Source organism: Pseudomonas sp. CBS (genome assembly GCF_024734645.1).
GTDB lineage: Bacteria > Pseudomonadota > Gammaproteobacteria > Pseudomonadales > Pseudomonadaceae > Aquipseudomonas.
In genome coordinates this window covers 3,181,507-3,206,057 of record NZ_CP102929.1, presented here as the reverse complement: position 1 = coordinate 3,206,057, position 24,551 = coordinate 3,181,507, and the positions used below count along the sequence as shown (strand labels likewise).

The window sequence follows — 24,551 nt, the reverse complement described above, 5'->3', positions numbered from 1 at the left end:
TCAGTCCTGCATTTCGGTCTGGCGTTCGACAGGGTCGATCAGCACGGCTTTCTTCTGGCGTACCAGCAAGTCGAGAATCTCTTCCTGGCGATCGCCGAGAACGCCCGAGAAGCTGATGCCACTGGATTTGGTCGGCGCAAGCATCGACACGCGGTACAGCTCGACGCTCAACGGCGAGTCGATGGACAGCGGCCCGCTGCCGTTGGCGGCCAGTTCACCGCCGACCACAATCAGCGAGACCTTGGTGTCGAACGGGTCGAGGGCGATGTCGCGGTCGGTGTCGGTCAAATCCTTGATGTGGCCGTACACGCCGGTCAGCCCGTTGGCCATGGCAATGTTCTCGTACAGGCGAATGTTCACGCTGTTACGCACGCGGATGCCGTGGCGACGGTTGCTGATCACCTTGTTGCCCCACAGCAGGTTATCGCCGCTCTCATAGAGGGTGATGCCGTCGGTGTGGTTGCGGTAGATCTCGTTGTCGGCGATCAGGTTGTTGACGCTGTTACGGTCGATCACCAGGCCCGAGAGCTTGTTGTCGAAGCTGCGGTTGTTGAAGATGAAGCTGTCGTTCACTTCCCGGGAAATGATGATGCCGTGCTTCTTCTTCGTGCCGTAGACGGTGTTGTCAGTGATGATCAGGCCGTGTGAACGGTCGTGGGGGTCAATGCCGTAGACGATGTTGTCTTTGTAGGTATTGCCCTTGAGCACAAAGCCGGTGGTTTCGTAGCAGTAGAAGCCGTACCACATGTCCGAGAACTCGGAGTCGACGATCCAGCCCGTCGGCTCGGGGCGCTTGAGCACCTTGGCCATGTTCGGCGTGTACTGGGAAATACTCACGCCATACGACTTACTGTTGGCGTAGCCGAAGCTGGCCATCTTGGTGTTGGCGATGTAGGTCTCGGTGCCGCCCCAGGCCAGCAGGAACGGGCGGAATTCCTTGGGCGACTGGAAGGTCGCCGGGCCGTTGGTCTTCTCGCGCCAGCCGGTGATTTTGGTGTCACGTACGAACAGTTGGCCGTCGTTGATCAGGAACGAACCGGCTTCCTGGGACAGGCGCAGCTCTTGAGTCTGCTTGTCGATTTCGAGGATGCCTTTACGGCCCACCACAATCGGCAACTTGGCCAGGAACACCCCCGGCGAAGTTTCGCTCAAGTACTGCTTGGGCACTTTCTTCAGCAGGTCCTTGAGGTTCATGTAGCCGTCGTCGACAAAGATCGCCTGGGGAATACCGTGCTGGCGCACTACCCATTCGGCCATCTTGTTGTCGCCGCCGATGAAGTCCTTCAGGGCGTCTTCCTGCATCATCCGGCGGATGCTGACTTTGCCGGGCTTGGTACGCACAATTTTCTTGGCGATATTGGCCGCGGTGTAGCCGGACACGTCCGGCAGCGCAGGCTTGGCCAACTCCAGCGGCGCGGTCGGCGGGCTGGAGATGGTGTAGGTCTTGGCCTGTTGCAGCTCTTTGGCGATGGTCGGCGCCTTGACCTGCTGCGCGACATCGGCGAAGGCCGAAGTGCTGGCCAGCAGCATGGCTGCGACCAGCAGGCTGACCGAGCCTTTGAGGGCTTGAGGGTTCATTGCGCAGGCTCCCATCAGAACTTCCAGATCACGTCGACAAAGGCGCGATGCATGTACGAGTCGACTTGGCTGCCGTAGGCGTCGCCCGGTTTGAACACGCCTGCACGGAAGCGCACCAGGGCCGACGGTTCGTCGATCGACTGGCTGAGCCCGGCCGGCAGCAGGCCTTTCTTGAAGTACTTGGTGACCACCAGGTCCATCTCCTGGCCGAGGTCTTTCTTGCCGTCTTCAAGCGGCAGGGACGTGCTGGACAGGATCGCGCCGGTCACGTCATCGGTGTTGTTCTGCACGGCGTCGATGCCGTTGCTGCCCACCGGCTTGTTGCCGTCGACGCGCCAGAACTTGTGGTACACCAGGCTGGCGTCATAGTCCTCGCGCAGCTGCCAGGAACCGAACAGGCTCATGGACTGCATGTTGTTCATCTCGCCGCGAAACGCTTCGCCGAAACGGTGGACGCGGGACTGGGTACCGGTCCAGTTCGAACGGTTGCTTTGCAGGCCGTTCTGCTCGTATTCGGCACTGGCGCGGGAGTAGGCGGCGCCCACTTGCCACTGCGGGTCGAGGCGCAGGCGCACACCCAAATCGGTGGCCCAGCCATTCACGTCATCGCTGCGCTTGGCGTTGGCCGGGCGGGTGCCGTCGGCGTTCAAGGCGTTGACCGTGTCGCGGTCGCCCTGCATGCCGGTGACGCTCGCCCAGTAGTTGACGGTGTTGGTGTTGCGCCAGTTATAGGCATCGCTGTTGGCTTCGATGCCGAGCCAGGTCAGGTCGCCGTTCTCGCGCTTGTCCAGCGAGTCGGTGGCCACGCCCGGTTCCGGGTAGTCGAGCTTGCCGTCGTCATGGGTGTGGTGCGCGCGCAGGCCGATCCACTGGCCTGGCGTCCACTGATAGGCGGCGTCGGCGTACAGGTGCTGACGGTCCTTGTCCTTGGGCGACAGTTCCTTGAGGTCGGTGCGGTACTCACTGAAGCGCTCAGCGACGCCGACATTGGCCTTGAGCAAGGTGGTGTCGAAGGTCCAGTTCAGCGCTTCGATATTGGTGTCGCGCCATTGGCCGTCGTCATTGCGCAGGCGTTGGCGACCGAGCTTGAGGATCTCGCCGGGGTAGGGCGTGAAGCCGCCGTAGGCCACCCAGAACTCGCGCATCGCCAGGTAGTTCTTCTTGCTCTTGCGGTCGTCATTGCTGGTCTGTTGAGTGGCGTCATCCGAGGACTGTTGCAGGGTGTCGGTCTCGATGATGTCGCTGGAGGTCACGGCCTGGCCCATGGCGTAGGCACTCCAGTTGCCGCTTTCACCGTAGATCCACGGGCGCAGGTCAAGGCCGATGCCGTTGACGTCGCCGCCTTTCTGGGTGCCCAGGTCGCGGTCATCTTCGGACTGGCCGGTGACTTTGACTTCCAGGCCGAAGTTCTTGGCTTCGGTCAGCGCGGCCAGGGTCGGGCACGACCACAGCAGGGCGAAGGTCAGGCCGATGCCGGCCTTGACGAATGGGTTGAGCTTCATAGGGATTCCTCGCCGTCTTCTTCTTGCAGGGCGTGCAATTGCAGCGTGATTTGGGCCAGGGTGCCGCGCACCGCCAGTTCCTGTTGCACCAGGCGTTGGCCTTCGGCGCGTTGTTCCGGGGTCAGCGGGGCTTCGAGCTGGGTCGCCAGGTCGTTGGCTTCCGGCGTGTCCTGGGCCTTGGCCAACTGGCTGAAGACATAGGCGTTAAGCGGGTCGGGCTTGGTGCCCTTGCCTTGGGAAAACAGCTGGGCAATCGCGAAGTCGGCGCTGTTCTGGCCGTTGCGTGCAGCGGTCAGCAAATGATCCAGGGCCTTTTGCGAATAGACCTTGCCCAGGTAGCCACGGCGGTAGATCTGGCCGAGGTAGTAATCGGCAGCCACTTCGCGGCCGACGGCTTTCTGGAAGTGCTCTTCGGCGGCCTTGGCATCTGCCGGGACCCACTTGCCTTCGTAGTAGAGCTTGCCCAGCAACAGTTCGGCGCGGGGCTGGTCGGCGGCGCGGCCGTTGTCCAGGTACTTCATCATCTGGTCGACGTCACCCAGTTCCGGGAAGTCGTAGAGCAGTTGCGCCAGGCTGACCCAGGAGGCCGGGTAAGCAGGGGCGATTTTTTCCAGCAGGGCCTGGGCGGTTTTTTCGTCGGTCTTGCCCAGGCTTGCATCACCCAGCACGCGAGCCACGCTATCGACCCGTTGGGCGGTGACGGTGCCATGGCTGTAGCCGGCTTCCATTTGCTTGAGCAGCTCGGCCTGTTTTTCCGGCTCGGCTTTTTTCTGGTAGACCGTGGCCAGCTCGACGTAGCAGATATCGGTGGTGTTCAGTGCAGCCTTGCAGATGCTTTCCACTTCATCCAGGTGCTGGTCGTAGGTGTCCTGGGTGCGATAGAGCAGCACCTGAGCCAGGCCGGCTTCCGGGTAGCCCGAGGCGCGCCATTTGCTGATCTGCTGCTGGGCGTTGATGTTCGGGAAACTGTGCGGGTATTGCAGGTAGAGCATTGCCAGCGGGATCAGGGTGTTGCCTTCGCCATTGGCAAAGGCTTTTTTCAACAGGCCTTCGGCTTCATGGTGCTCGGCTTCAGTGGCGCCAGGCTTGGCCACCAGCAGGCGACCCAGACGAGCCTGGGCACGGGGCGAGGTATCGGCGGCCGCGCGATAGGTCGCTTCGGCCTGCTTGATTTGCTCGGGGTCGCGGGTGCCGACCTGGATATCTGCCAGGCCCACCTGGGCCTCGCTGTAGCCCAAATCCGCGAGCTGCTGGTAGTTCTGCTGGGCAGTGACGGTGTCGCCACGTTTCAGCGCTTCGTTGGCCAGGCGCTGGTCGGGCAGGCCGGCGCAACCGGCGAGGCTGACCGCAACAGCCAGCAACGCCGCAGTTCCCATGTGGGAGCGGGCTTGCTCGCGAAGGGGCCCTGTCAGTTGATGCATGTGTTGGCTGACACACTGCTTTCGCGAGCAAGCCCGCTCCCACAGGGATTGCGGTGTTTTTGAGAGAGTCATCACAGGCATGTCCTCTGCTTACAGACCGTTGGCCATGGCTTTATCGATCAGCCAGTTCAGGGATGGGCCGCGGTCGCTGGTCACTTCAACCGGGCGACCGGCGTAGGTGCTGTCCAGTGGGGCATCGGGTTTGATCTGCACGCGGATGTCGGAAGACATTTCGCTGCTGTTCAGGCTGGTGCTGCTGACGATGGTGCCGGTGCGTACCTGCTCTTCATCCGCTACCTGGAAGTTCACGCGGGTACCCGGGCGAACGTCGGCAAACTGGCGATAGGAGAAACGTGCATCAACGTTGGCCTGGCTGCCGCGTGGCACCAGTTGGAAGATCACGTCGCCCTTGCTGGCGTACTGACCGTCGGCGACCAATTGCTGGGCCACGACGCAGTCGCACGGGGAGGTGAGGGTGCCGGTCATTTGTTTGCCGAACAGCTCTTCAACCTTGGCCGGTTGCAGTTGGTCTTCGTCCAGATGGCCCTTGAGCACATCGAGCATGCTGGTGCTGAAGGTTGCCAATGGCGCGCCTTTGGCGGCGACCGCATCGCCTTTGATCAGGCTCTGTACGGTGCCGTCGCGAGGCATGGTCACGTTCATCCCGGGCACGCTCACCAGGCCGGACGTGGCGTGGCTGACGAAGTACATGCCGTACACCGATTTGACGACAAAACCGAAGGCAACCAACCCCACCACAAAGATCCCGAGGCTGAAGGTCACCGCCCGCAGGCGGCCTGCCGCAGTCATGTTGCTGCCGCCGTCCTTGACCTTGCGCGCCTTGGTGAAGTTGTCCCGTTGCAGGGTCGCCAGCACGTCGCCCATGGTCACGATGTCGCCGGCCAGGTGCGAGGTGATCAGGTGGCGCAGGGTGGAGATGTCTTGTGCGTCGAGGTTCTGGAACTGGCAACCGGTGCGGCCGGTCTGGCGGTCGTAGGAGCGAATCTGCAGCTCGACGTCCATCGCCAGGCCCAGGTTATCGATCACGAACTGCAGGCGACCCTTATGCACATCGCCGACTTTCAGTGGCTGCTGCGGGGCGTTGAATGCCAGGCCGCCGGCGGACAGGTCGATGACCCGCACTTCCATCGGTGTTTGGTCGGCGCCGAAGAAGCGCAGCTTGGCCGGGATTTTTACCCGGGCGTGTTGGCGCTGGGCTTCGGACTCGTGGACAACGTTGGCGTTTACTTGGCTATTCATGGTGTTTAGTTCCTAGTTAATTCAGGCTTGGCAGGGTCAAACCATCATCAGCAACACGGCAACGAAAATGCTGCCGGCGGAGAAGGTCATGGTCCGAGACGACCAGGTGTTGAACCAACGTTGAAAGCTGGCCAAATCGCGGGTCAGTTTGGTGTCCTGGCGGGTCCAGGACTGTTGATCAAGGCGGAAGAACACGTAGATCTTCACCAGCGCGCCCATGATCTGGTTGTAATAGAGAATCACCGGGTAAGCCGGGCCGATCTTGTGGCCGGAGCACGACAGCAGCAGGGTCAGAATCAGGCGGGTGATGCCGATCCACAGCAGGTAGGCGAGGATGAACGCGCCGCCGTATTTGAAGGTGGCGATGATCGCCACGGTCAGCCCCAGCAGGGAGGTCCACATCGACACGCGCTGGTCGAACAGCACGATGCTGGTGAACAGGCCGAGGCGACGCATCCCCAGGCCCAGGGCACGTGAGTTCTGGCGCAGGTTGTTGCCGTACCAGCGGAACATCAGCTTGCGGCTGGCCTTGATAAAGCTCTTTTCCGGCGGGTGTTCCACGGTGTGGATCGCGGCATCCGGCACGTAGAAGGTGTCGTAGCCCAGGCGCATCAGGCTGAACCAGCTGGACTTGTCGTCACCGGTCAAAAACTTGAAGCGGCCCAGGCGCCAGTGTTGCAGCGAGTCGCTTTCCACGTCGGCGATAAAGCCCGGGTCGGTGACCACGTTGGCGCGGAACACCGACATGCGGCCGGTCATGGTCAGCACGCGCTTGGACAGGGCCATGGAGCACATGTTGATGTGGCGCTGGGCGAAGCGCAGCTTGTGCCACTCGCTCATGATGTAGCCGCCGCGCACTTCGCAGAACTCGTTGGTGGTCAGGCCGCCGACATTGCCGAACAACTGGAACCACGGCACGGTCTTGCGCACGACGCCCTCGGCGAGCACGGTGTCGCCATCGATCACGGCCACCACGGCGCGGTCGTCCGGCAGGTGGCGGGAGATGGCGCGAAAACCGAAGGCCAGGCCGTCACGCTTGCCGGTACCGGCGATACGCACGAAGTCCAGCTTAACGTGGTCAGGCGGGTTCATTCTGGCCCACAGGCTCTTGACCAGCAGCTCATCGGACATTTCCACCAAGGAGCAGACCACGGTGGTGGGGAAGCCACATTCGATGGCCTCGCGGATCACCGAGCTGTAGACCTGGGCTGTGGTCAGCGCGTCGATCCTGAAACTGGTGACCATCAGGAATACGTGGGACGGGTCTGCCGCTTTGCCCAGCTTGCGCACTTTGCGCCGCAGGTGCGGGTAGACCACGTACAGGAACAGCATGCCGCGAAAGAAATGCGTAGCACCCATCGAGTAGCGCCAGATACCGACGGCACCAATCAGGAAAATAAAATTCTTCGACTCGGAGTCGAACGTACTCGCCGGCAACAGCAGGGCGAGTCCCATCAGCAGGCTCAGGAAAAACAGCCAGCCGGCGGATTGGAGGAGTACGTGTTTTAACTTGGACATAGGCGTCATCCGCAAGTGAAGGAGGCTTCAAGCGACAAGCGCCGGGGATCAGGACGCTTGCCGCTTGAAGCTTGCCGTTGCTGTTACCAGCAAATGCCTTCGGTACGACCGCTCACGCTGGTGGCCTTGGACATGAAGCCCACCAGGTCGACCACTTGCTTGCCGTGGGGTGCGTTATGCGCCAGGGCACGGAACTTCTCATCGCGGTTGCCCAGGATGATCACGTCGGAGTTGTTGATCACTTCGTCGAAGTCCGAGTTGAGCAGGGACGACACGTGAGGGATCTTGCCTTCGATGTAGTCCTTGTTGGCGCCGTGTACGCGAGCGTATTCGACGTTGCTGTCGTAGATGCTCAGGTCGAAACCCTTGCCGATCAGCATCTCTGCCAGTTCCACCAACGGGCTTTCGCGCAGGTCATCGGTGCCGGCCTTGAAGCTCAGGCCCAGCAGGGCGACTTTGCGTTTGTCATGGCTGGAGACGATGTCGAAGGCGTTTTGCACCTGGGACTCGTTGCTGCGCATCAGCGAGTTGAGCAGCGGCGCATCCACGTCGAGGGAGCCGGCGCGGTACGTCAGGGCGCGCACGTCCTTGGGCAGGCAGGAGCCGCCGAAGGCAAAGCCCGGGCGCATGTAGTACTGGGACAGGTTGAGGGTCTTGTCCTGGCAGACCACTTCCATCACTTCGCGACCGTCGACACCTACCGCCTTGGCGATGTTGCCGATCTCGTTGGCGAAGGTCACTTTGGTCGCATGCCAGACGTTGCAGGTGTACTTGATCATCTCGGCGACGGCGATGTCCTTGCGGATGATCGGCGCGTCGAGTTCTTCGTACAGCGACTGCAGGACATCGCCGGAAGCGGTGTCGAATTCGCCGATGACGGTCATTGGCGGCAGATCGTAGTCGGCGATGGCAGTGCTTTCACGCAGGAACTCAGGGTTGACCGCGACGCCGAAGTCGACGCCGGCTTTCTTGCCGGAGCAGTCTTCGAGAATCGGGATCACCACGTTCGCCACGGTGCCTGGCAGCACAGTGCTGCGGACCACGATGGTGTGGCGGGTGGTCTTGTCACGCAGGACAAACCCGATCTCGCGGCATACCGATTCGATGTAGTTGAGTTCCAGGTCGCCGTTTTTTTTGCTCGGCGTGCCGACGCAAATCATCGACAGGTCGGTATCACGGATAGCGTCGGCGAAATTGGTAGTGCCGCGCAGTCGGCCGGTTTGAATGCCTTGGCTCAACAGTTCGCCCAGACCCGGTTCAACGATGGGAGATTTACCCGCGTTGATCAGGTCGATCTTTTCCTTGGAGATGTCTACGCCAATGACCTCATGGCCCCGTGCAGACAGGCAACCGGCACATACCGCGCCGACGTAACCCAAACCAAATATGCTGATGCGCATCGCATTTACCTCATTGTTAATCGTGCCACTAGATGGCCGGAGTTCATGTTTTGAAGTGTCACTCAGGCACTGGAAAGTGCGACGAGTAAACGTCGATATATCCAGTGCAGGCATACTAAAAGTCGAGTGACTAACTAATGCACTCAAGTTGTGCGCAACTTGGCCTTATTGTTGGGGCTTGCCCTGAAATGCAGCCAGCCTTCCTGGGGAAGGGCCTGGCGCCAGTGCCGCAAGGCGTTGACAGGGGCTTCGAGCCCTTATGTATCAACGGCTTGGGTTGTTTCACTGACCCATACAGGTGAGCTCAGCCTTGGCCTTGTCGGAGAAAGTAGTGAAACCTTTTCGTCCGCCTTCAACTAATCAGTTGATGAATTGACCATTGAGTCAAAGCTGTATGACAACTTTGCTACTTCCCTTGGTCGCCACGTAAGTCATCTCTTACATCTTCAGAGATAATCGTTACCGGTGGTATGAGCGGTGCTTTAGGACATAGTTCCTGTCCACTCATCCTGTTTCCGGAAATTTCTTGAAATATTAGAAAAGATGGCACTAGTAGTATTGTGATAGCACTTGCTATTTAGGCCAGTAGTTGCGGGGAGTTGCGAGGGGTAAATAGTTTTGTGCCACTACGCTTTGAAAAAAGCCGTGCCACTACGAAAAAAATTGACGAATGTCGAGTGAAATAAATGTTAGGGAGTCTGAAGAATTATTTTTGACGCCAAATAAATGACGAGTTCGGGGTTGGAATGCAAACAAAATGTGGGAGCGGGCTTGCTCGCGAAAGCGGCGTGTCAGGCAACAAAGGCATCGACTGAACCACCGCTTTCGCGAGCAAGCCCGCTCCCACATTTGGATCTTCGTTGTCAGGTTATTCCGGGGCGTGATCGCGCAGGAACACCAGGTTATCCGCCTTTGACTGCTCCGCATTGAAGCGATAACCCTGCACGTCAAACTCCTTGAGCCTGGCCGGGTCGTTGATGCGTTCTTCAATCACAAACCGGCTCATCATGCCCCGGGCCTTTTTCGCGTAGAAGCTGATGATCTTGTACTGGCCGTTTTTCAGGTCCTTGAACTCGGTGTTGATGATCCGCGCGTTCAGTGCCGGGCGTTTGACTGCTGAAAAGTACTCGTTGGAGGCCAGGTTGAGCAGCACGTCATCGCCTTGTTCGGCCAGGGCTTCGTTGAGCCACTCGCTGATGCGTGTGCCCCAGAACGCGTAGAGGTCCTTGCCACGGGCGTTGGGCAGTTTGGTGCCCATCTCGAGGCGGTACGGCATCATCAGGTCCAGTGGGCGCAGCAGGCCGTACAGGCCGGAGAGCATGCGCAGGTGATCCTGGGCGTAGGTGAAGTCGGCGTCCTTGAAGGTTTCGGCGTTGAGGCCGGTGTAGACATCGCCCTTGAAGGCCAGCAGGGCTTGCTTGGCGTTGGCGGGGGTGAAGGCTGGGGTCCAGCTGCCGAAGCGTGCGGCGTTGAGGCCGCCGATTTTGTCGGAGACGTGCATCAATTCGCTGATTTGCGCCGGGCTCAGTTCGCGCAGTTGTTCGATCAGCTCCTGGGAGTGGTCGAGGTATTGCGGTTGGGTGAAGCGCGGGGTGACCGGTTTTGACTCGAAATCGAGGGTTTTGGCGGGGGAAATCACCGTCAGCATGAAGTCGTCTCCTTTAATCGTGGGGGGATTCTAGGGGGTAGGGCGGTTTGACTCCACCTATGATGGTGATAGGTGTCTTTGGGTTTTGTGTACATATCCGTTTCTTTGGTAACGGCCACTTATGGTTCCGCTCTTACAGCGGCTCACTTTGGAAAAGCCCCAAAGTAAGCAAAGGGCTCTGCCCCGCCTGTCGGCACCTCGCTTAGGCTCGGTGTTCCCTCACTCCGGCACTGCTCCGCGGGCCGCCGCGCCGGGCCATCCATGGCCCGGCGCGGCTAAACCGGCGTCCTGCCGGTTTACCCGCTCCGCACTGCCTGCGTTCGGCCTCGGGCTGAATGGGGCAGTCAGATCAAGATCAACAGCAAAAGCACAGCGGCCTACCGGCCGGCTTGAGTGTTAAAAGCCAGATCAAAAGCCAGAGCGAAAACAGATCTGCTTTTCTGTGGGAGCGGGCTTGCTCGCGAAAAACTTGAGACCGCCGCGTTGAATCAGGATACCCACGTCATCGTTAACGACCTTCGCGAGCAAGCCCGCTCCCACATTTTTGACCGTGCCCGCTTTAGCTTTTGATTTTGCTCTTCAACACTCAAGCCGGCCGGGAGGCCGCTGTGCTCTTGCTCTTGCTTTTGATCTTAGGCGCCCCGTTAAACCACGCTGGCCGAACGCAGGCTTTGGAGCGTGGGTAACCTGGCAGGACGCCAGGTTAGCCGTCCTGGGCCAGGGATGGCCCATGACGGCGGCCCACGGTCCAAAGCCGGAGTGAGGGCACACAGAGCCTAGGCGAGGTGCCGAGTGGTGGGGCAAGAGCGTTTTGCTTACTTTTGCGCTGTTCAAAAGTGAGCCGCTGTAAGAGCGGAACCGTCAGCAGCCGTTACCGCAGCAACGGATATGCACACCAACCAATCCAATGTGATCGGCTATAGTGCCCGACGACTCTGGAAAGGGAGACCCTTCGTGCGAATTGCGCTTTTACTGTCAGCCTGGCTCATCTGCCTGGGCGCCCAAGCCGCCCCTGTGGACGTCGCGACCCTGGACCGCGGCACCTGGCCCGAACGCCTCAGCAACCCCGCCCTGTTCGACGTCGCGTCACGCGCAGAAATCCTGATGTCCGCCCACACCCTGCTGGCCAGCGAAGCCCTCGACGAGCCCGCCCTCAAGCAGCGCCTGGGCCTGAAGATCATCAACCTGGCCGCCATCGACGACCTGCGCCGCCACCTGTGGCAACGCCTGTTGGAAAACTACACCTTCGCCCAACAAAGCTGTGAACAGGACGCCTCCTTCTGCTACCTGGTGGAAAACATGGACGACCTGCGCGAACAAGCCGCCAAATTCGAAGTGAGCGACGACTCCTTCTATATAGGCTGGGCCGGCCCCAGCCGCGCATTCCACGAGCGCTACCTGGATGAACAGTTGCGCAAGGCCGCCCTGTTCCCCCAGATCAGCAGCGAAATCGCGCGCTTCGGCGATCACGAACGCAACGGCGACGAACTCAACGACCGGATGTTCCTGCTGACCTTTGACAGCGGCCCGTCCCCCGTCAGCGGCAACACCGACTGGCTCACCGACTACCTGCGCAAACAGAAAATGCACGGCCTCTTCTTCGTGCTCGGCAACAGCCTGCAAACCCGCGTCGAGAAAAGTTCGGCCACCGATGTGCAGGCGCTGTACCAAGGCCAGTGCGTCGGCACCCAGGGCTGGCAATACCGCTCCCATAGCCACTGGGTCGACTGGCAGTCGTCCATCACCCGCAGCGCTTCCCTGGCCCAAAACCTGATGCCGGAAAACTACCTGCCACTGTTCCGCCCACCCTACGGCCAGCGCCGCTCCGATAGCCAAGGCTTCTTCCAGGCACAAGGGCTGCAAGTGGCGTTGTGGGACATCGACTCGGAAGACGAACCCGGCAAGCTCAAGGCTGATGAGTCGGCCAACCGCGTGCTCACACTGATGCTGTTGTGGCGGCGCGGGGTGATCGTATTCCACGACACCCAGGACAAGGCGCGCATCGCATTACCTTGGCTTTTACACGCTACGGCAGAAAGTGGACTCGGCTGGCAGGATTGCCGCGAAGCGTTTCGCTGAAAAAAGCACGACAAGCCCGGCCCTGTTGGGGATGAGGTTTTTCAGGGGGGAATTTGGGAGATATTTCGATACAGGCGGACTTCCGACTTTAACGGTGCAATGCCGGCTCGCCTAGTGCTATTCGTCATCCTGAAAAATAAACTTCAAAAAAGCGTCAAAGTGCTTTTTCCTGTCATGTGTTTTGCGGTATTACGAAGACAGACAGCCGAAACCTGCAACACAGGTGGCGTCTTCCAAGACACCTCTTGTGTGCACCGCACTTGACGCCCCTCAAGTGCGTTCGACGGTCGAATCGAGGCGCAGCACTGTCGTGGTATTGCGTCGACTGGCTCCCACAAAGGTGACCGAGTATGGATGATCATGGACGTAACCCTTCTTCCGACCAGCCAATCCTTTATGTGCTTGATACCAATGTACTGATTCACGATCCAAACGCACTGCTCAACTTCGAAGAACACCACGTCGCCATCCCGATGATCGTGCTTGAGGAGCTCGACAAACTCAAAAGCGGGCACCACAGCGTTGCCGCCGAATGCCGCCAGGCCATCCGCCTGATCGACAAGACCCTCGGCGAAGCCTCCCCCGACGATGTCGAGGTGGGCGTACCGATCCAGCGTGGCAAAGGCGGGCCCAAGGGCTTGCTGTCGATTCTGATGAACAAGCGCAGCGAGCCCAACAGCCTGCTGCCGGAAAATCTGAACGACAACAAAATCATCAACCAATTGATCGACCTGCACGCACGCGACAAGGACCTGCGCCTGGTGCTGGTGACCAAAGACATCAATATGCGCCTCAAGGCACGAGCGTGTGGGATCGCTGCCGAGGACTACAGTACCGACCAACTGGTCGACGACGTGTCGATGCTGTCTCGTGGTTATCACACCATGACCGGCTCGTTCTGGGATCGCGTCAGCAAGGTCGAAACCCGTCAGGACCATGGCCGCACCTGGCACCAGGTACAGCTGATCGACAACCTGCCGGCTGTGCACATCAACGAATTCATCATCGACGAACAGGGTTTTGTGGGCTGGATCAAAGAGATCCAGGTCGACAAGCTGCTGATCCTCGACCTGCATCAGGAACCCCTGTTGCACCAGGAAGCCTGGGGCCTGAAACCGCGTGATATCTACCAGAGCCTGGCGCTGTATGCCTTGCTTGATCCGGACATCCACCTGGTCAACCTGACCGGCGCCGCAGGTTCGGGGAAAACCATCCTCGCCCTGGCGGCCGCCATCGAACAGACCATGGTTACCAAGCGCTATCGCCGCATCATCGCCACCCGCAGCGTGCAGGGCCTGGACCAGGAAATCGGTTTCCTGCCCGGCACCGAAGCGGAAAAAATGGAGCCGTGGCTGGGGGCGATCACCGACAACCTCGAAGCCTTGCACATGGATGACGAAAACACCCATGGCAGCGTCGACTACATCCTCAGCAAAGTGCCGTTGCAGTTCAAATCCCTCAACTACATTCGAGGTCGCAGCTTCCAGCAGAGCCTGATTTTGATCGATGAATGCCAGAACCTGACGCCGCACCAGATGAAAACCATCATCACCCGTGCCGGCGCCGGTTCCAAAGTGGTGTGCCTGGGCAACCTGGCACAGATCGACACCCCTTACCTGTCCGCGACCAGCTCCGGGCTGACTTACCTGACGGAACGCTTCAAGGACTTCCCGAACGGCGTGCACATCGCCTTGCAAGGTGTCCCTCGTTCGATTCTGGCCGAATACGCCGAATCTCACCTGTAACCCATCAACCCATGTGGGAGCGGGCTTGCTCGCGAAAGCGGTGGTTCAGTCGATGCATTTATTGGCTGACACACCGCCTTCGCGAGCAAGCCCGCTCCCACATTTGGTCGGTGTTGGGTTTACAATCGGGGCTCCTGATCAGGAGTATCCCTGTGCTGACTCATCTCGATTCCCAAGGTCGCGCCCACATGGTCGACGTCACTGAAAAAGCCGTGACGTTCCGTGAAGCCGTGGCCGAAGCGCGGGTGCGCATGTTGCCCGAGACCCTGAAAATGATTGTCGACGGCGCCCACCCCAAGGGCGACGTGTTTGCCGTGGCCCGTATCGCCGGGATCCAGGCCGCGAAAAAAACCAGCGACCTGATTCCCCTGTGCCACCCGCTGATGCTCACCGGGGTCAAGGTTGAACTCAGCGCCGATGGCCTGGACGCGGTGCACATCATCGCGCGCTGCAAACTCTCCGGCCAGACGGGCGTGGAGATGGAAGCGCTGACCGCGGCCAGTGTTGCCGCCCTGACGATCTACGACATGTGCAAGGCCGTGGACCGTGGCATGACCATCGAGAACATTCGGCTGCTGGAAAAACTCGGCGGCAAGAGCGGGCATTTCAAGGCGGACCAGGCATGAGCATCAATGTACTGTTTTTTGCGCGCTACAGCGAAGCGATTGGCCTGGACTCCCTGGAGATGGAAGGCGACTTCGCGACGGTCGACGCTGTACGCCAGGCATTGGCCGGTGACCCGGAATTCGCAGTGCTCAATGAGGCCAGTCTGATGTGCGCTCGTAACCAGGAATTGTGCGACCTTGAAGAGCCGCTGCAGGCTGGCGACGAAGTGGCATTCTTCCCGCCCGTGACCGGAGGCTGACCATGGCGATTCGGGTGCAGGCCGAGGCGTTTGATCCCGGTGCCGAGGTCAATGCGATGCATGCGGCCAATGTGGGCGTAGGCGCGGTGGTGAGTTTTGTCGGCTATGTGCGCGACTTCAATGATGGCCTGGATGTGGCGGGGATGTTCCTCGAACACTACCCGGGCATGACTGAAAAGGCCCTCGGCAAAATCGCCGTGGAGGCCGAGCAACGCTGGCCGCTGCTCAAGCTGGAAGTGTTGCATCGCATCGGCGCCCTGGAGCCGGGTGAACCGATCGTGTTCGTGGCGGCGGCCAGTGCCCATCGTCAGGCCGCCTTCGATGCCTGCGCCTTTGTGATGGACTACCTGAAGACGCGCGCGCCGTTCTGGAAGAAGGAAAACACCAGCGAAGGGCCGCGCTGGGTGGAAGGGCGCGACAGCGATCATGCAGCCGCTGACCGCTGGAAATAACGTGTGGCGAGGGAGCTTGCTGTGGCGAGGGAGCTTGCTCCCGCTGGGCTGCGAAGCGGCCCCAAAGTCTTGGGAGCGCTGCGCACTCCAGCGGGAGCAAGCTCCCTCGCCACAGCAAGCCCCTCGCCACGGGGGTCAGGTCGAGGCTTGCAGCCGGTGGGGCGACAGCATCGCTTCGGTTAACCCGAACGCCGCCAATGCATCCGGCAAAGGCTTCCCGCGCACCAGCGCCGCACTGGCCTGGCCCATCGCCGGAGACGTCTGGATCCCGTAGCCGCCCTGAGCCGCAATCCAGAACAATCCCTCCACCTGTGGATCGAACCCGCAGACCAGATCGCCATCGCTGACGAAACTGCGCAGCCCGGCCCAGGTCCGCGCAGGCCGGCGGATGCTCAGGGTGGTGGCTTCCTCGATGTGATAGATGCCCGTGGCGATGTCCAGCTCTTCCGGTTGCACATCGTGGGGCTCCACCGGGTCGGCATTGGCCGGTGAGCCGAGGAACATGCCGGCGTCGGGTTTCATATAGAACGAACCGTCGAGGGCCGCCAGCTCCGGCCATGCGTGGATGTTCAGCTCGGCGGGTGGAGAGAAGACGAACGCGCTGCGACGTTTGGGTTGCAGGCCGATTTTCTGAGCGCCGGCCAACTCGCCGATGTGGTCGGCCCAGGCGCCGGCGGCGTTGATGATCACCGGGGCGCTGAAGTGCTGTTGGGCCGTGCGCACCTGCCAGAGTCCTTGAGCGTCACGGGTCAGTTTCTGCACCTCACTGTCGGTGTGGATTTCTCCGCCATTGCGCCGAATGCCGCGCAGGTAACCTTGATAGAGCGCATCGGTATCGATGTCACACACGGTCGGGTCGTAGATCCCGCCATGGACTTTTTCCCGGCGCAGGATCGGCATCATGGCCATCGACTCCTCGACGTCGAGCAGTCGCGTTTCTGGCACAAGGGCTTTGGCACTCAGGTAGTGGCGCTGCAACTCACCGGGGTCGCCAATCAAGTCCACCAGCAATTCGCCCCGTGGGGTGAGCAAGGGGTGCTCGGCAAAGCCTGCGGGCGGCTGATCGAAGAAGGCGCGGCTGCCCAGCGTCAGTGCGCGGACCTGAGGCGTGCCATAGGCGGCGATGTACAGGGCGGCGGAACGGCCGGTGGAGTGGTAACCCGGCATCGACTCGCGTTCCAGCACGATGACGCGGGCATGGTGTGACAGCCAGTAGCCGGCGGATGCGCCGGCGATGCCACCGCCGATGATGAGGTAGTCGGCCTGATTCATGTGTTCCTCCTTGAATTGGAAAGCGCTGAGTGATCGATAAGCCGATTCGAAGTTCCAATGTTATAGGCAACGCTGAGTGTGGTTCTTATAGTAGTTTATATCGTTTGGGAGATGGTTTTTACGTCTAAAGATTCTGAGAATTTTCCCATACCTGTTAACTATGACAGTAGGCAGCGATGTTGATAAGGCGTTAACTGGTGACCGTGAGGCAAATTATTTTTTGATATTAAGGTGAGCTGCGGGTTGGCGCTATGAGCGCTTTGTGCAGGCGCGTCGGGAGGCAGATATGATTGCAGGTGAAGCTAAAATAACCCAGTTTAAAATATCATTTCCAAATGGCCAAACGACTACCAATGCGCTTTATAGTAATGGCAGGCATCAATGTCAGGTAGATATTCTGGTTGAGAAGTCCGTTTATAGTGCAGATGGTCGCTGGATTCCTGAGCCGTTGACGTCTGCCGAAGTTGCGACGTTAAAAGTTGTTGATTTTAATAGTGATACTTCTCTCCCTGCCGGCTGGAGTGGCACTCATGATAGAAATAATGTATTTAAGCTTGGCCTGTGGCAGCGAGGCTCAAACGAAGAAGACGAAAAAGATCCAGAAGCGGTAACTTCTCCTGATTTCAACGCGCCAAAATTATACTCACTATTTTTGTCTGTCTTGCCCAGTGCGGGCAATCAAACCAAGCGACTGAAGGGGGCTATAACTGTAGGTGGAGATGTCTACACTACCTATATGCAAAAAGATGACATTAGTTTTGATACCTTCGTTGAGGTTACACCAACTATCCCTTTTAAAATATTTTCCAGGGAATTAACTATTTTTCAGGATAATGCGCTGACGGATGGTGGTGTTGACATTGATGTCTACTATTATACACCTCCCGGTGGTGTGAATTTTATAAGGAATGATGGGTTTGATAGAGTGGTCGATGTCCCGAATGAAGGGCTTTCATTTGAGACTTCATATGTGCAGGCGAGATCTCTTTCCAAGACTTATAAGGGTGGAACAGTGGGCAAACGTTATCCTCTGCCCCGATCTTTAACTGTATATGATATTCAGAGGGGACACTCGATAGGTTCTGTTGCCGCCTACGATTTACGTAATACTGCCATGCGGGCCATTCGATACTCAGGACTCATTAATATGTCCTCTACAGATGCAAAAAGTGCATGGCGTATTTTGGACGATTTTGGCTGCGAGCAAGTATATTATATGGGTTGGGTGGATGGCGGTAATGTGATTTCGATCTCGGATTGAACCGGGTCTATCGGCCGTAGCGCATAGATAATTGCCTGTTGATTAACTCACTCAAGAGTAGGTGTGGTTATGGACGTTTACTCCAATGCTTTTAATTTCAGCTCGCATTTGAGTGGCTCGGTCGATATGCGCACCGGTCAATTTGGCTGTCGGATTCAATTGGCCAGTCTGTCCCCGGTTGCACCGTTGGAAACCAGTCGTGAAATTGCGCTCTCGTTTTCCATGATGAGCACTCTTAGTTCGATTCACTACGGCACCGGATGGCGCTTGAGCAATACCGAGTTCGACGTGGCAACTTCAAAGCTGACGTTGCTCACGGGGGAGCAATATCAAGCCCAGAGTCTTCCGCCGGTGGGGTACTGGCTGGTGATCAACGATTCCAAGCTCAAGGACATGGTCGTTAAACGTGAGTCCGCTTCCACGCTGCACGTTATCTACAAGGATGGCACGGTTGAAGTATTGGGCCGCCCCGTCAGCTCGGGGCCATACAAAATTATCGCCATCCAGTTTGAAAGCGGTGAGCGCCTGAGTTTCCAATATAACGCATTGGGTGCCTTGAATAAGGTGTTGGACACTAATAACAAAGACTTGCTGGTGCTGACTTACAGCAACGGTAAACTTGAGACGGCGGACGCGGCGGTTGACGGCGGTCGTTATGCCCGCACCAAGTTTGGTTACAGCAATGAGCGCCTGACCAGTGTCACTATTCCCTATGACCGGGAGCATACACCCGGAACGCCGGCCTATACGTTTAATTATCGTGCGCCATTTGGTAATGGCTTGACTGCAATCGAACGGATGACGTCGCCCATGGGCGCAACTGACCTGATCACTTATGAAGAGATTGGCCATCAGTATGCAAACGGGCAGCACATACCCCGAGTGACGGTTTGGAAGCAAACGCCAGCCGCGAATCAGCCAGAGATGGTCAAGACATATAAGTATAGTCCGGGTGCGAATTTCACTGGTTATCCGTACACCGGCGGTTTTACTGCGGGGGTCGACAATCTGTACCGGGTTCTCGGGGACTACGATTACTGGGCCGAAGAGAGCTGTACCGGTAACAGCGGTCCCGTTTTAAGTAGCACGCGCAATACCTATAACAAATTTCACTTGGCTACCAAGCAAGAGGTGCTTCGAGAAGGTACGCGAGTCACCCGCTCCCTTACCTATAACATCATCGCTGGCAAGACATTTTCGGAACAACCGGCCAACTTACAGCTTCCCCGGCAGATAACCAAACGTTACGAGTTGGTTGCCGGCGGGGCGTTCCGCGAAGAAGTGCAAGTGATTCAAACCGATGACTATGGCAACGAACTCAGCCGTACCGAGGCTTCCGGTGTGTGCACTGAATACAGCTACTACCCGATTGTCGGCGAAAGCGGCAAGTGCCCGGCCGACCCGCACAATTTGTTCCAGCGCTACGTCAAGCAAGAGCGATTGGTGCCTGTGGGAAGTGCGCCTGCGGCACGGCTCACGGAATATACGCATATCCGCTTACCACAGACGGGCAGCACTTATTTCGTACTCCAGGAATCCACCAAACAGACTGGCGTATTTGAAATCAGGCAAACCTACTACGACACGCCCGTAGAATTGGCTGGCCGATTGAAAACCTCCACCAGCACTGTCGACGGGCAGGAGTTGGTCAGTGATTTCAGTTATACCGTCTCGGGGGACACCCTGGTCGAAACCCGGCGCCTGAACGGGGGTGAGGGGCAATGGCTTGAAGCGGTGCGTACCCTTTCGCTGGCCAATCGACGCCTGCTGTCGATGACGCGAGACGGTGGCAGCACACTGGCCCTGGCGTACGATGTCAGTGGCCGCTTGACCTCGGAAACGGTTTCCCCCGGCACGCCACAGCAAGCGGTACGCAGTTATGCCTATCATTTTTCGACGCCGACCAAACGTGCCCATCTGATCACTACCGATGCACAAGGTAACAAGGCAATCACCTATTTTGATGGTGTCGGACGACAAGTCGCCGAAGCTCAATTGCTTGGCTCGAACCAGGAGCAGGAGCGTAACACTGCAACCTGGGGGTATGACGCGCTTGGGCAAACGGTGGAAGAGGTCCATTTCGACTATGTGGGCAACACGATAATCTCGGCGAAAAGCACCTACGCCTTTAGCCGATGGGGCAACGTCAGTCGAATCATCCGACCCGACGGCAGCGTAACGATCAATGAATACGATCCGCTGCTTAATCTTACTGAGGAGGGTATTGTCGGCGGTGAGCGACTGATGACTTATTTCAATGCGCAAAACTTGCCGATCAAGGTCGAGCGTCTGGATGGCAACAACAATAAAGTTGAAATCGAGTCCCGCACCTACGATAGCTTGGGTCGCTGCCTGACGGCAGTGGATATTAATAAAACCTCCACCGAGTTGACTTACGACGCGTTCGATCGGGTGGTGACCACTCTCCAAAAGCCGGTTGACGGCACTCCGGAACGGCTGCGTAAAACTGACTACGCTGCGGGGACCAGTGGTGAGTTGGTCAGTGGCTTCACGGTGGACGACAAGCTGCTGGGGACGCGTCGCTACGACAGCCTGGGTCGAATGAGCAACCAGGCGCGAGGGACGGGGCAGGTCACTTCGTGGGAGTACGAAGCAGGGTGGCTAGAGCCTATCGCCATGGTTTCTACACGTGGGGTGCGTCAGAGTCTGACCTACAACAAAGAGTTGGATGTGCCGACCCGGATTGAGATGACGGGACAGCCGTTGAGCACGTACCAGCATGACCCGGTTGCCGGAGCATTGAAGCGTTCGGAGAGTAACGGCCTGATCCATGAGTTTTTCCTGGACGCCAACGGCCATCCGGAGAAAGAAGTTCAAACTGCCAATGGCACCTCCTTGAGCACCCAGTACGGCTTTTCCCCCGGCGGGCTCCTGCTGAATCAGACTTCATTCGACGGTCAGTACAGCGAGTTCGAGTACGATGCCTTTGGACGGTTTTCAAAAATGACCAGCGGCCCCATGGTTGTCGAACAGACCTACGACGCGTTGGGCCGCCCGCAAAATCTCACGACCTCTTTTGACAGCACTGAGGTCATCACCAAGGTGTCCTACGATTCACTGGGGCGTGAGAGCGAACGCCGGTTTGAGCAAAACGGCGCGCTGCTGAATGTGATGACCAGCACTTATCACGTCAACAGTATGCTGGCGAGCCGCGTACTCAAGGATGCGGGCTCACGAGAGCTGATCAACGAGCGCTACACCTATGATGCCTTCCTGCGGCTAAAGACCTATCGCTGCGAGGGGCTTGAACACCCCCGGGATCATCTGGGCCGTGGCATCGTCGCGCAGGACTTCACCTTTGACAGCCTCAATAACATTACTTCGGTCGTGACCGTGTTTGCCGACGGTACGGCGGACACCAGCGAGCGTTTTTTCACCGGTAGTGATCCTACTCAGTTGACCCGTTTGACCCACACTTTGCCGGCGCAGGATATTACCCTTGCTTATGATGCGGCCGGCAACCTGCAGGCGAGTCCAGGCGGCCAGGCCTATACGTTCAACGGGTTCGAGCAACTGACCGAAGTGCACGCCGATGCGCTCAAGTACAGCTATCAGTACGATGCCGAGTCCCGGCAGGTACTCGCGTCTCGGGCTAATGAGCCGCCGGTGATGCTGGCGTATGCCGGTGAACATCTCGATGTGCTGGCTGAAGGCGACAAGAAGATTCGCTATGTCTACGGCGTGGATGAGGTTGTGATGCGCACGGGAGGGGCGGATTGGCCGCAACTGCATATGAACGATGCCAGCGGTAGCGTGCGCGGTACATTGACGCCGGGCCAGGCTCCCCTGTGGCGCCACTACACGCCTTTCGGCGATACGAAGCTCCCTCTGGATGATGGGAAAGTCCGCAGCATGGCCGACCTGCAACTGCCCGCGTTCAACGGCCAACGCCTGGATGCGGCGGTCAATCTCTACTTCCTGGGCAACGGTCAGCGTGCTTACGATCCTGACCTGATGGTGTTCCTGCAGCCTGATCCGCTAAGCCCTTTTGATGAGGGCGGAATCAACAGCTATGCCTACTGTGCCGGTAACCCGATCAATCTCGTCGACCCTAGCGGGTTGTGGCCCTCGTGGTTGAAGTGGGCGTTGACCGGAACTGCACTGGCGCTGTCGGTAGTAACGTTTGGGTTCGGGGTTGTCGGTGTTGCGGCAGCGGTAGGAGCATATGCGGCGAAGTCAGTTGCCTTGGGATTAGCCGCGACGGTCGCAACTGCGGGAGCGGCGGCATCGCCAGCGGCTATGGTAGGTGCGGCGGGTGGGGTGGCCACGGCGACAGCCTTCGCAACCTCTGCAGCTGCGGCTGCGGCTTTTACGGCCGGCCTGACTATAGCGTCTAAGACAGCGATTACCACCGGTGCGGGACTTGGGATTGTCAGCGGGACGCTGGGTACGTCAGCATTGGGGATCGCTGCGGTCGACAAGGCAAGGGGCTGGGACCGTTCGAACGTCATCAGTCAGTTGGGGGTGGCGTCGCTGGTTTTCTCTATCGCTTCATCAGCAGTGAGTGTGTTTGGCGCTTATACCTCGGCTCATATGGCCTATAGGTCTACCGCAACGTTTACCGGCGTCGGCAAATTAACCGATACCCGCATCGGCAGCGCGTTATACGCAGCGCGTCAGCGCATGCTTGGCTTGAGCTACAAGTTCACGGATAAAACAGGTGTTACCCCATTCAGCCAGGCTTTTGGGGGCACAAGGGCAGTGTTGAGGTTTACCAACCTTGGCAGATCGATCGAAAATAGAAGCAAGTCGTCAGCCGCACCCTCTCCTGGGACGGGCGGGGGAGGCGGTTCCGCTCAGCCTCAATCGCAAGCCACGATCAGCCGGTTCATCGACACTCCAACCAGTAGTTCCGGCTATTACCAATCCTTCAGAGACGAGGCGTCGCGTATCCGTCAGCCCATCATGGGGGAGCTGTATCGAGGGTAGGCCGGCAGTTGGTCGTCTGCGAAGCGGGCAAGCCCGCTTTGCCTTCCAGTTTAAGGGCGTTTGCGCTCCACCGGACGCAACAAATGCGTCGGCGGCGTTTCGCAGCTGATCTTGCGGCCCAGCAAGGTTTCGATCGACGGCAACTGATACGAGTCGTCTTCACCGGCAAAGCTGATGGACACGCCCGCTGCGCCCGCGCGGCCGGTACGGCCAATCCGGTGCACGTAGTCGTCCGGCACTTCCGGCAGGGTGAAGTTGATCACGTGGCTGATGCCATCGATGTGAATCCCGCGTCCGGCCACGTCGGTGGCCACCAGCACACGAATCTTGCCTTCGCGGAAACCTTCCAGGGTCTTGATGCGCTTGTGCTGCGGCACGTCGCCGGACAGTTGCGCGGCATTTACGCCATCACGCACCAGGCGTTCTTCGATGCGCCGCACTTCGTCCTTGCGGTTGGCAAACACCATGACCCGCTCCCAACCGTTGTCGTTGACCAGGTTGTAGAGCAGCTTGTATTTGTCGGCACCGGCCACGGCATAGATGTGCTGTTCGACGTTCTCGCTGGCAACGTTGAGTGCCTCGATCTCGACGATGGACGGATCAGTGGTCCACTGCTTGGCGAGGTTCATCACGTCTTCGGTGAAGGTCGCGGAGAACAGCAGGGTCTGGCGCTCGTTTTTCGGCGGGGTCTGGCGAATGATCTGACGCACTTGTGGGATGAAACCCATGTCGAGCATGCGGTCGGCTTCGTCCAGCACCATCACTTCGACCATGTCCAGGTGCACGTCGCCGCGCTGGTTGAAGTCCAGCAAGCGGCCCGGTGTGGCCACCAGGATGTCGCAGTGGCGCGCTTCCAGGTGCTTGAGCTGCTTGTCGAAGTCCATGCCGCCGACAAACGTCATCACGTTGAGGCCGGTGTATTTGGTCAGGTCGGCGGCGTCCTTGGCGATCTGTACCACCAGCTCTCGGGTCGGGGCGATGATCAGGGCGCGGGGCTCACCCATATAGCGCTCTTTCGGCGGCGGGGTTTGCAGCAGCTGGGTGATGATCGAGATCAGGAAGGCGGCGGTCTTGCCGGTACCGGTCTGGGCGCGACCGATGGCGTCTTTGCCGGCGAGGGTGAAGCCCAATACCTGCGCCTGGATCGGCGTGCAGTATGGGAAACCCAGGTCCTGGATGGCGTGCATCAGTTCCGGGGCGAGCTTGAAATCATGAAAGCGGGTTTTGCCTTCCTGGGGTTCGACGGCGAAGTCTTCCAGTTTCCAGGGAATAACCACAGGTTTGGGCGCGCGTTCACGGCGCGGCTTTTCCTGGCGTGGCTCCTGGCGTGGTTGGTCGGCGGCTGGCTCTTCAGCGACGTTAACCGTGGCGGGTGTGGTCACCGGCTCTTTTTTTGGCGAGGCTACAGGTGCGGTCCGGCCAGGCTGCTGGCCGTCATTGCGGCTGCCTTGAACGTGGGCGGGGGCACTGGAACCTGGCGCGAGCTGCTCAGCCTCGCTTTTACCGAACATCTTCTTGAGTGCTTTGAGCACGGTCATCTCATCAATTGGTTAAGGAATGTACGCCGGCCAGTGTAATGCAAGAATCGGGCGCGGCGTAG

The 24,551-nt window shown here is 58.8% G+C and carries 16 protein-coding genes; 7 read left to right on the top strand and 9 right to left on the bottom strand.

The genetic code is table 11. The features are described 5' to 3' along the window. The 7 genes from algG to yaaA all read right to left on the bottom strand — a co-directional run bounded on the left by algG (window position 1) and on the right by yaaA (window position 10,327). Window positions 1-1,593 (bottom strand): mannuronan 5-epimerase AlgG, encoded by a 1,593-nt coding sequence (algG, locus tag NVB75_RS14535; protein WP_258347801.1) that lies wholly within the window; start codon window positions 1,591-1,593, stop codon window positions 1-3. Then, window positions 1,593-3,080, bottom strand: a complete 1,488-nt coding sequence (locus tag NVB75_RS14530; RefSeq protein ID WP_003216288.1) for an alginate export family protein — start codon at window positions 3,078-3,080, stop codon at window positions 1,593-1,595. The genes algG and NVB75_RS14530 overlap by 1 nt, the downstream gene beginning before the upstream one ends. Then, window positions 3,077-4,501 (bottom strand): alginate biosynthesis TPR repeat lipoprotein AlgK, encoded by a 1,425-nt coding sequence (algK, locus tag NVB75_RS14525; RefSeq protein ID WP_375378921.1) that lies wholly within the window; start codon window positions 4,499-4,501, stop codon window positions 3,077-3,079. The genes NVB75_RS14530 and algK overlap by 4 nt, the downstream gene beginning before the upstream one ends. Before the next feature lie 90 nt (window positions 4,502-4,591). After that, a complete protein-coding gene (locus NVB75_RS14520) occupies window positions 4,592-5,761 on the bottom strand; it encodes an alginate biosynthesis protein Alg44 (protein ID WP_258347799.1) in 1,170 nt (389 codons plus the stop codon). A gap of 36 nt (window positions 5,762-5,797) precedes the next feature. After that, window positions 5,798-7,279 (bottom strand): mannuronan synthase, encoded by a 1,482-nt coding sequence (alg8, locus tag NVB75_RS14515; RefSeq protein WP_017477650.1) that lies wholly within the window; start codon window positions 7,277-7,279, stop codon window positions 5,798-5,800. 83 nt (window positions 7,280-7,362) lie between these two features. Further along, window positions 7,363-8,679 carry a nucleotide sugar dehydrogenase gene (locus tag NVB75_RS14510; protein WP_258347796.1) on the bottom strand — a complete coding sequence of 439 codons (1,317 nt, stop codon included), beginning with the start codon at window positions 8,677-8,679 and terminating at the stop codon, window positions 7,363-7,365. A gap of 868 nt (window positions 8,680-9,547) precedes the next feature. Beyond that, window positions 9,548-10,327 carry a peroxide stress protein YaaA gene (gene yaaA / locus NVB75_RS14505; RefSeq protein WP_258347795.1) on the bottom strand — a complete coding sequence of 260 codons (780 nt, stop codon included), beginning with the start codon at window positions 10,325-10,327 and terminating at the stop codon, window positions 9,548-9,550. A gap of 954 nt (window positions 10,328-11,281) precedes the next feature. On the opposite strand from yaaA, the gene NVB75_RS14500 reads away from it, so the two are divergent. The 5 genes from NVB75_RS14500 to moaE all read left to right on the top strand — a co-directional run bounded on the left by NVB75_RS14500 (window position 11,282) and on the right by moaE (window position 15,468). Next, window positions 11,282-12,406: a polysaccharide deacetylase family protein gene (locus tag NVB75_RS14500; RefSeq protein ID WP_258347794.1), complete on the top strand. Its 1,125-nt coding sequence runs from the start codon at window positions 11,282-11,284 to the stop codon at window positions 12,404-12,406. Window positions 12,407-12,756: 350 nt separating this feature from the next. Then, window positions 12,757-14,151, top strand: a complete 1,395-nt coding sequence (locus tag NVB75_RS14495) for a PhoH family protein (RefSeq protein WP_008435664.1) — start codon at window positions 12,757-12,759, stop codon at window positions 14,149-14,151. Window positions 14,152-14,303: 152 nt separating this feature from the next. Further along, window positions 14,304-14,777, top strand: coding sequence for a cyclic pyranopterin monophosphate synthase MoaC (gene moaC / locus NVB75_RS14490; RefSeq protein ID WP_258347792.1), 474 nt, complete (start codon window positions 14,304-14,306; stop codon window positions 14,775-14,777). Further along, window positions 14,774-15,016: a molybdopterin converting factor subunit 1 gene (gene moaD, locus NVB75_RS14485; RefSeq protein WP_003216306.1), complete on the top strand. Its 243-nt coding sequence runs from the start codon at window positions 14,774-14,776 to the stop codon at window positions 15,014-15,016. Before moaC ends, moaD begins: the two co-directional genes overlap by 4 nt. 2 nt (window positions 15,017-15,018) lie before the next feature. After that, window positions 15,019-15,468: a molybdopterin synthase catalytic subunit MoaE gene (moaE, locus tag NVB75_RS14480; protein ID WP_087692831.1), complete on the top strand. Its 450-nt coding sequence runs from the start codon at window positions 15,019-15,021 to the stop codon at window positions 15,466-15,468. Window positions 15,469-15,603: 135 nt separating this feature from the next. On the opposite strand, the gene NVB75_RS14475 is transcribed toward moaE, so the two are convergent. Beyond that, on the bottom strand, window positions 15,604-16,740 hold the full coding sequence (locus NVB75_RS14475; RefSeq protein WP_258347789.1) for an FAD-binding oxidoreductase: 1,137 nt from the start codon (window positions 16,738-16,740) through the stop codon (window positions 15,604-15,606). A gap of 286 nt (window positions 16,741-17,026) precedes the next feature. Here NVB75_RS14475 and NVB75_RS14470 point away from each other — a divergent pair, with 286 nt between their 5' ends. Together NVB75_RS14470 and NVB75_RS14465 are read left to right on the top strand one after the other, a co-directional pair. Beyond that, the gene (locus tag NVB75_RS14470; RefSeq protein ID WP_258347787.1) at window positions 17,027-18,001 is read left to right on the top strand and encodes a hypothetical protein; all 975 of its coding nucleotides are present in this window, start codon (window positions 17,027-17,029) and stop codon (window positions 17,999-18,001) included. A gap of 69 nt (window positions 18,002-18,070) precedes the next feature. Further along, window positions 18,071-22,951 carry an RHS repeat domain-containing protein gene (locus NVB75_RS14465; protein WP_258347786.1) on the top strand — a complete coding sequence of 1,627 codons (4,881 nt, stop codon included), beginning with the start codon at window positions 18,071-18,073 and terminating at the stop codon, window positions 22,949-22,951. Window positions 22,952-23,001: 50 nt separating this feature from the next. Here the strand turns inward: NVB75_RS14465 and rhlB are convergent, their stop codons facing one another. Then, complete coding sequence (rhlB, locus tag NVB75_RS14460; protein WP_032899430.1) at window positions 23,002-24,489, bottom strand: ATP-dependent RNA helicase RhlB; 1,488 nt, start codon at window positions 24,487-24,489, stop codon at window positions 23,002-23,004. Between the last annotated feature and the right edge of the window lie 62 nt (window positions 24,490-24,551).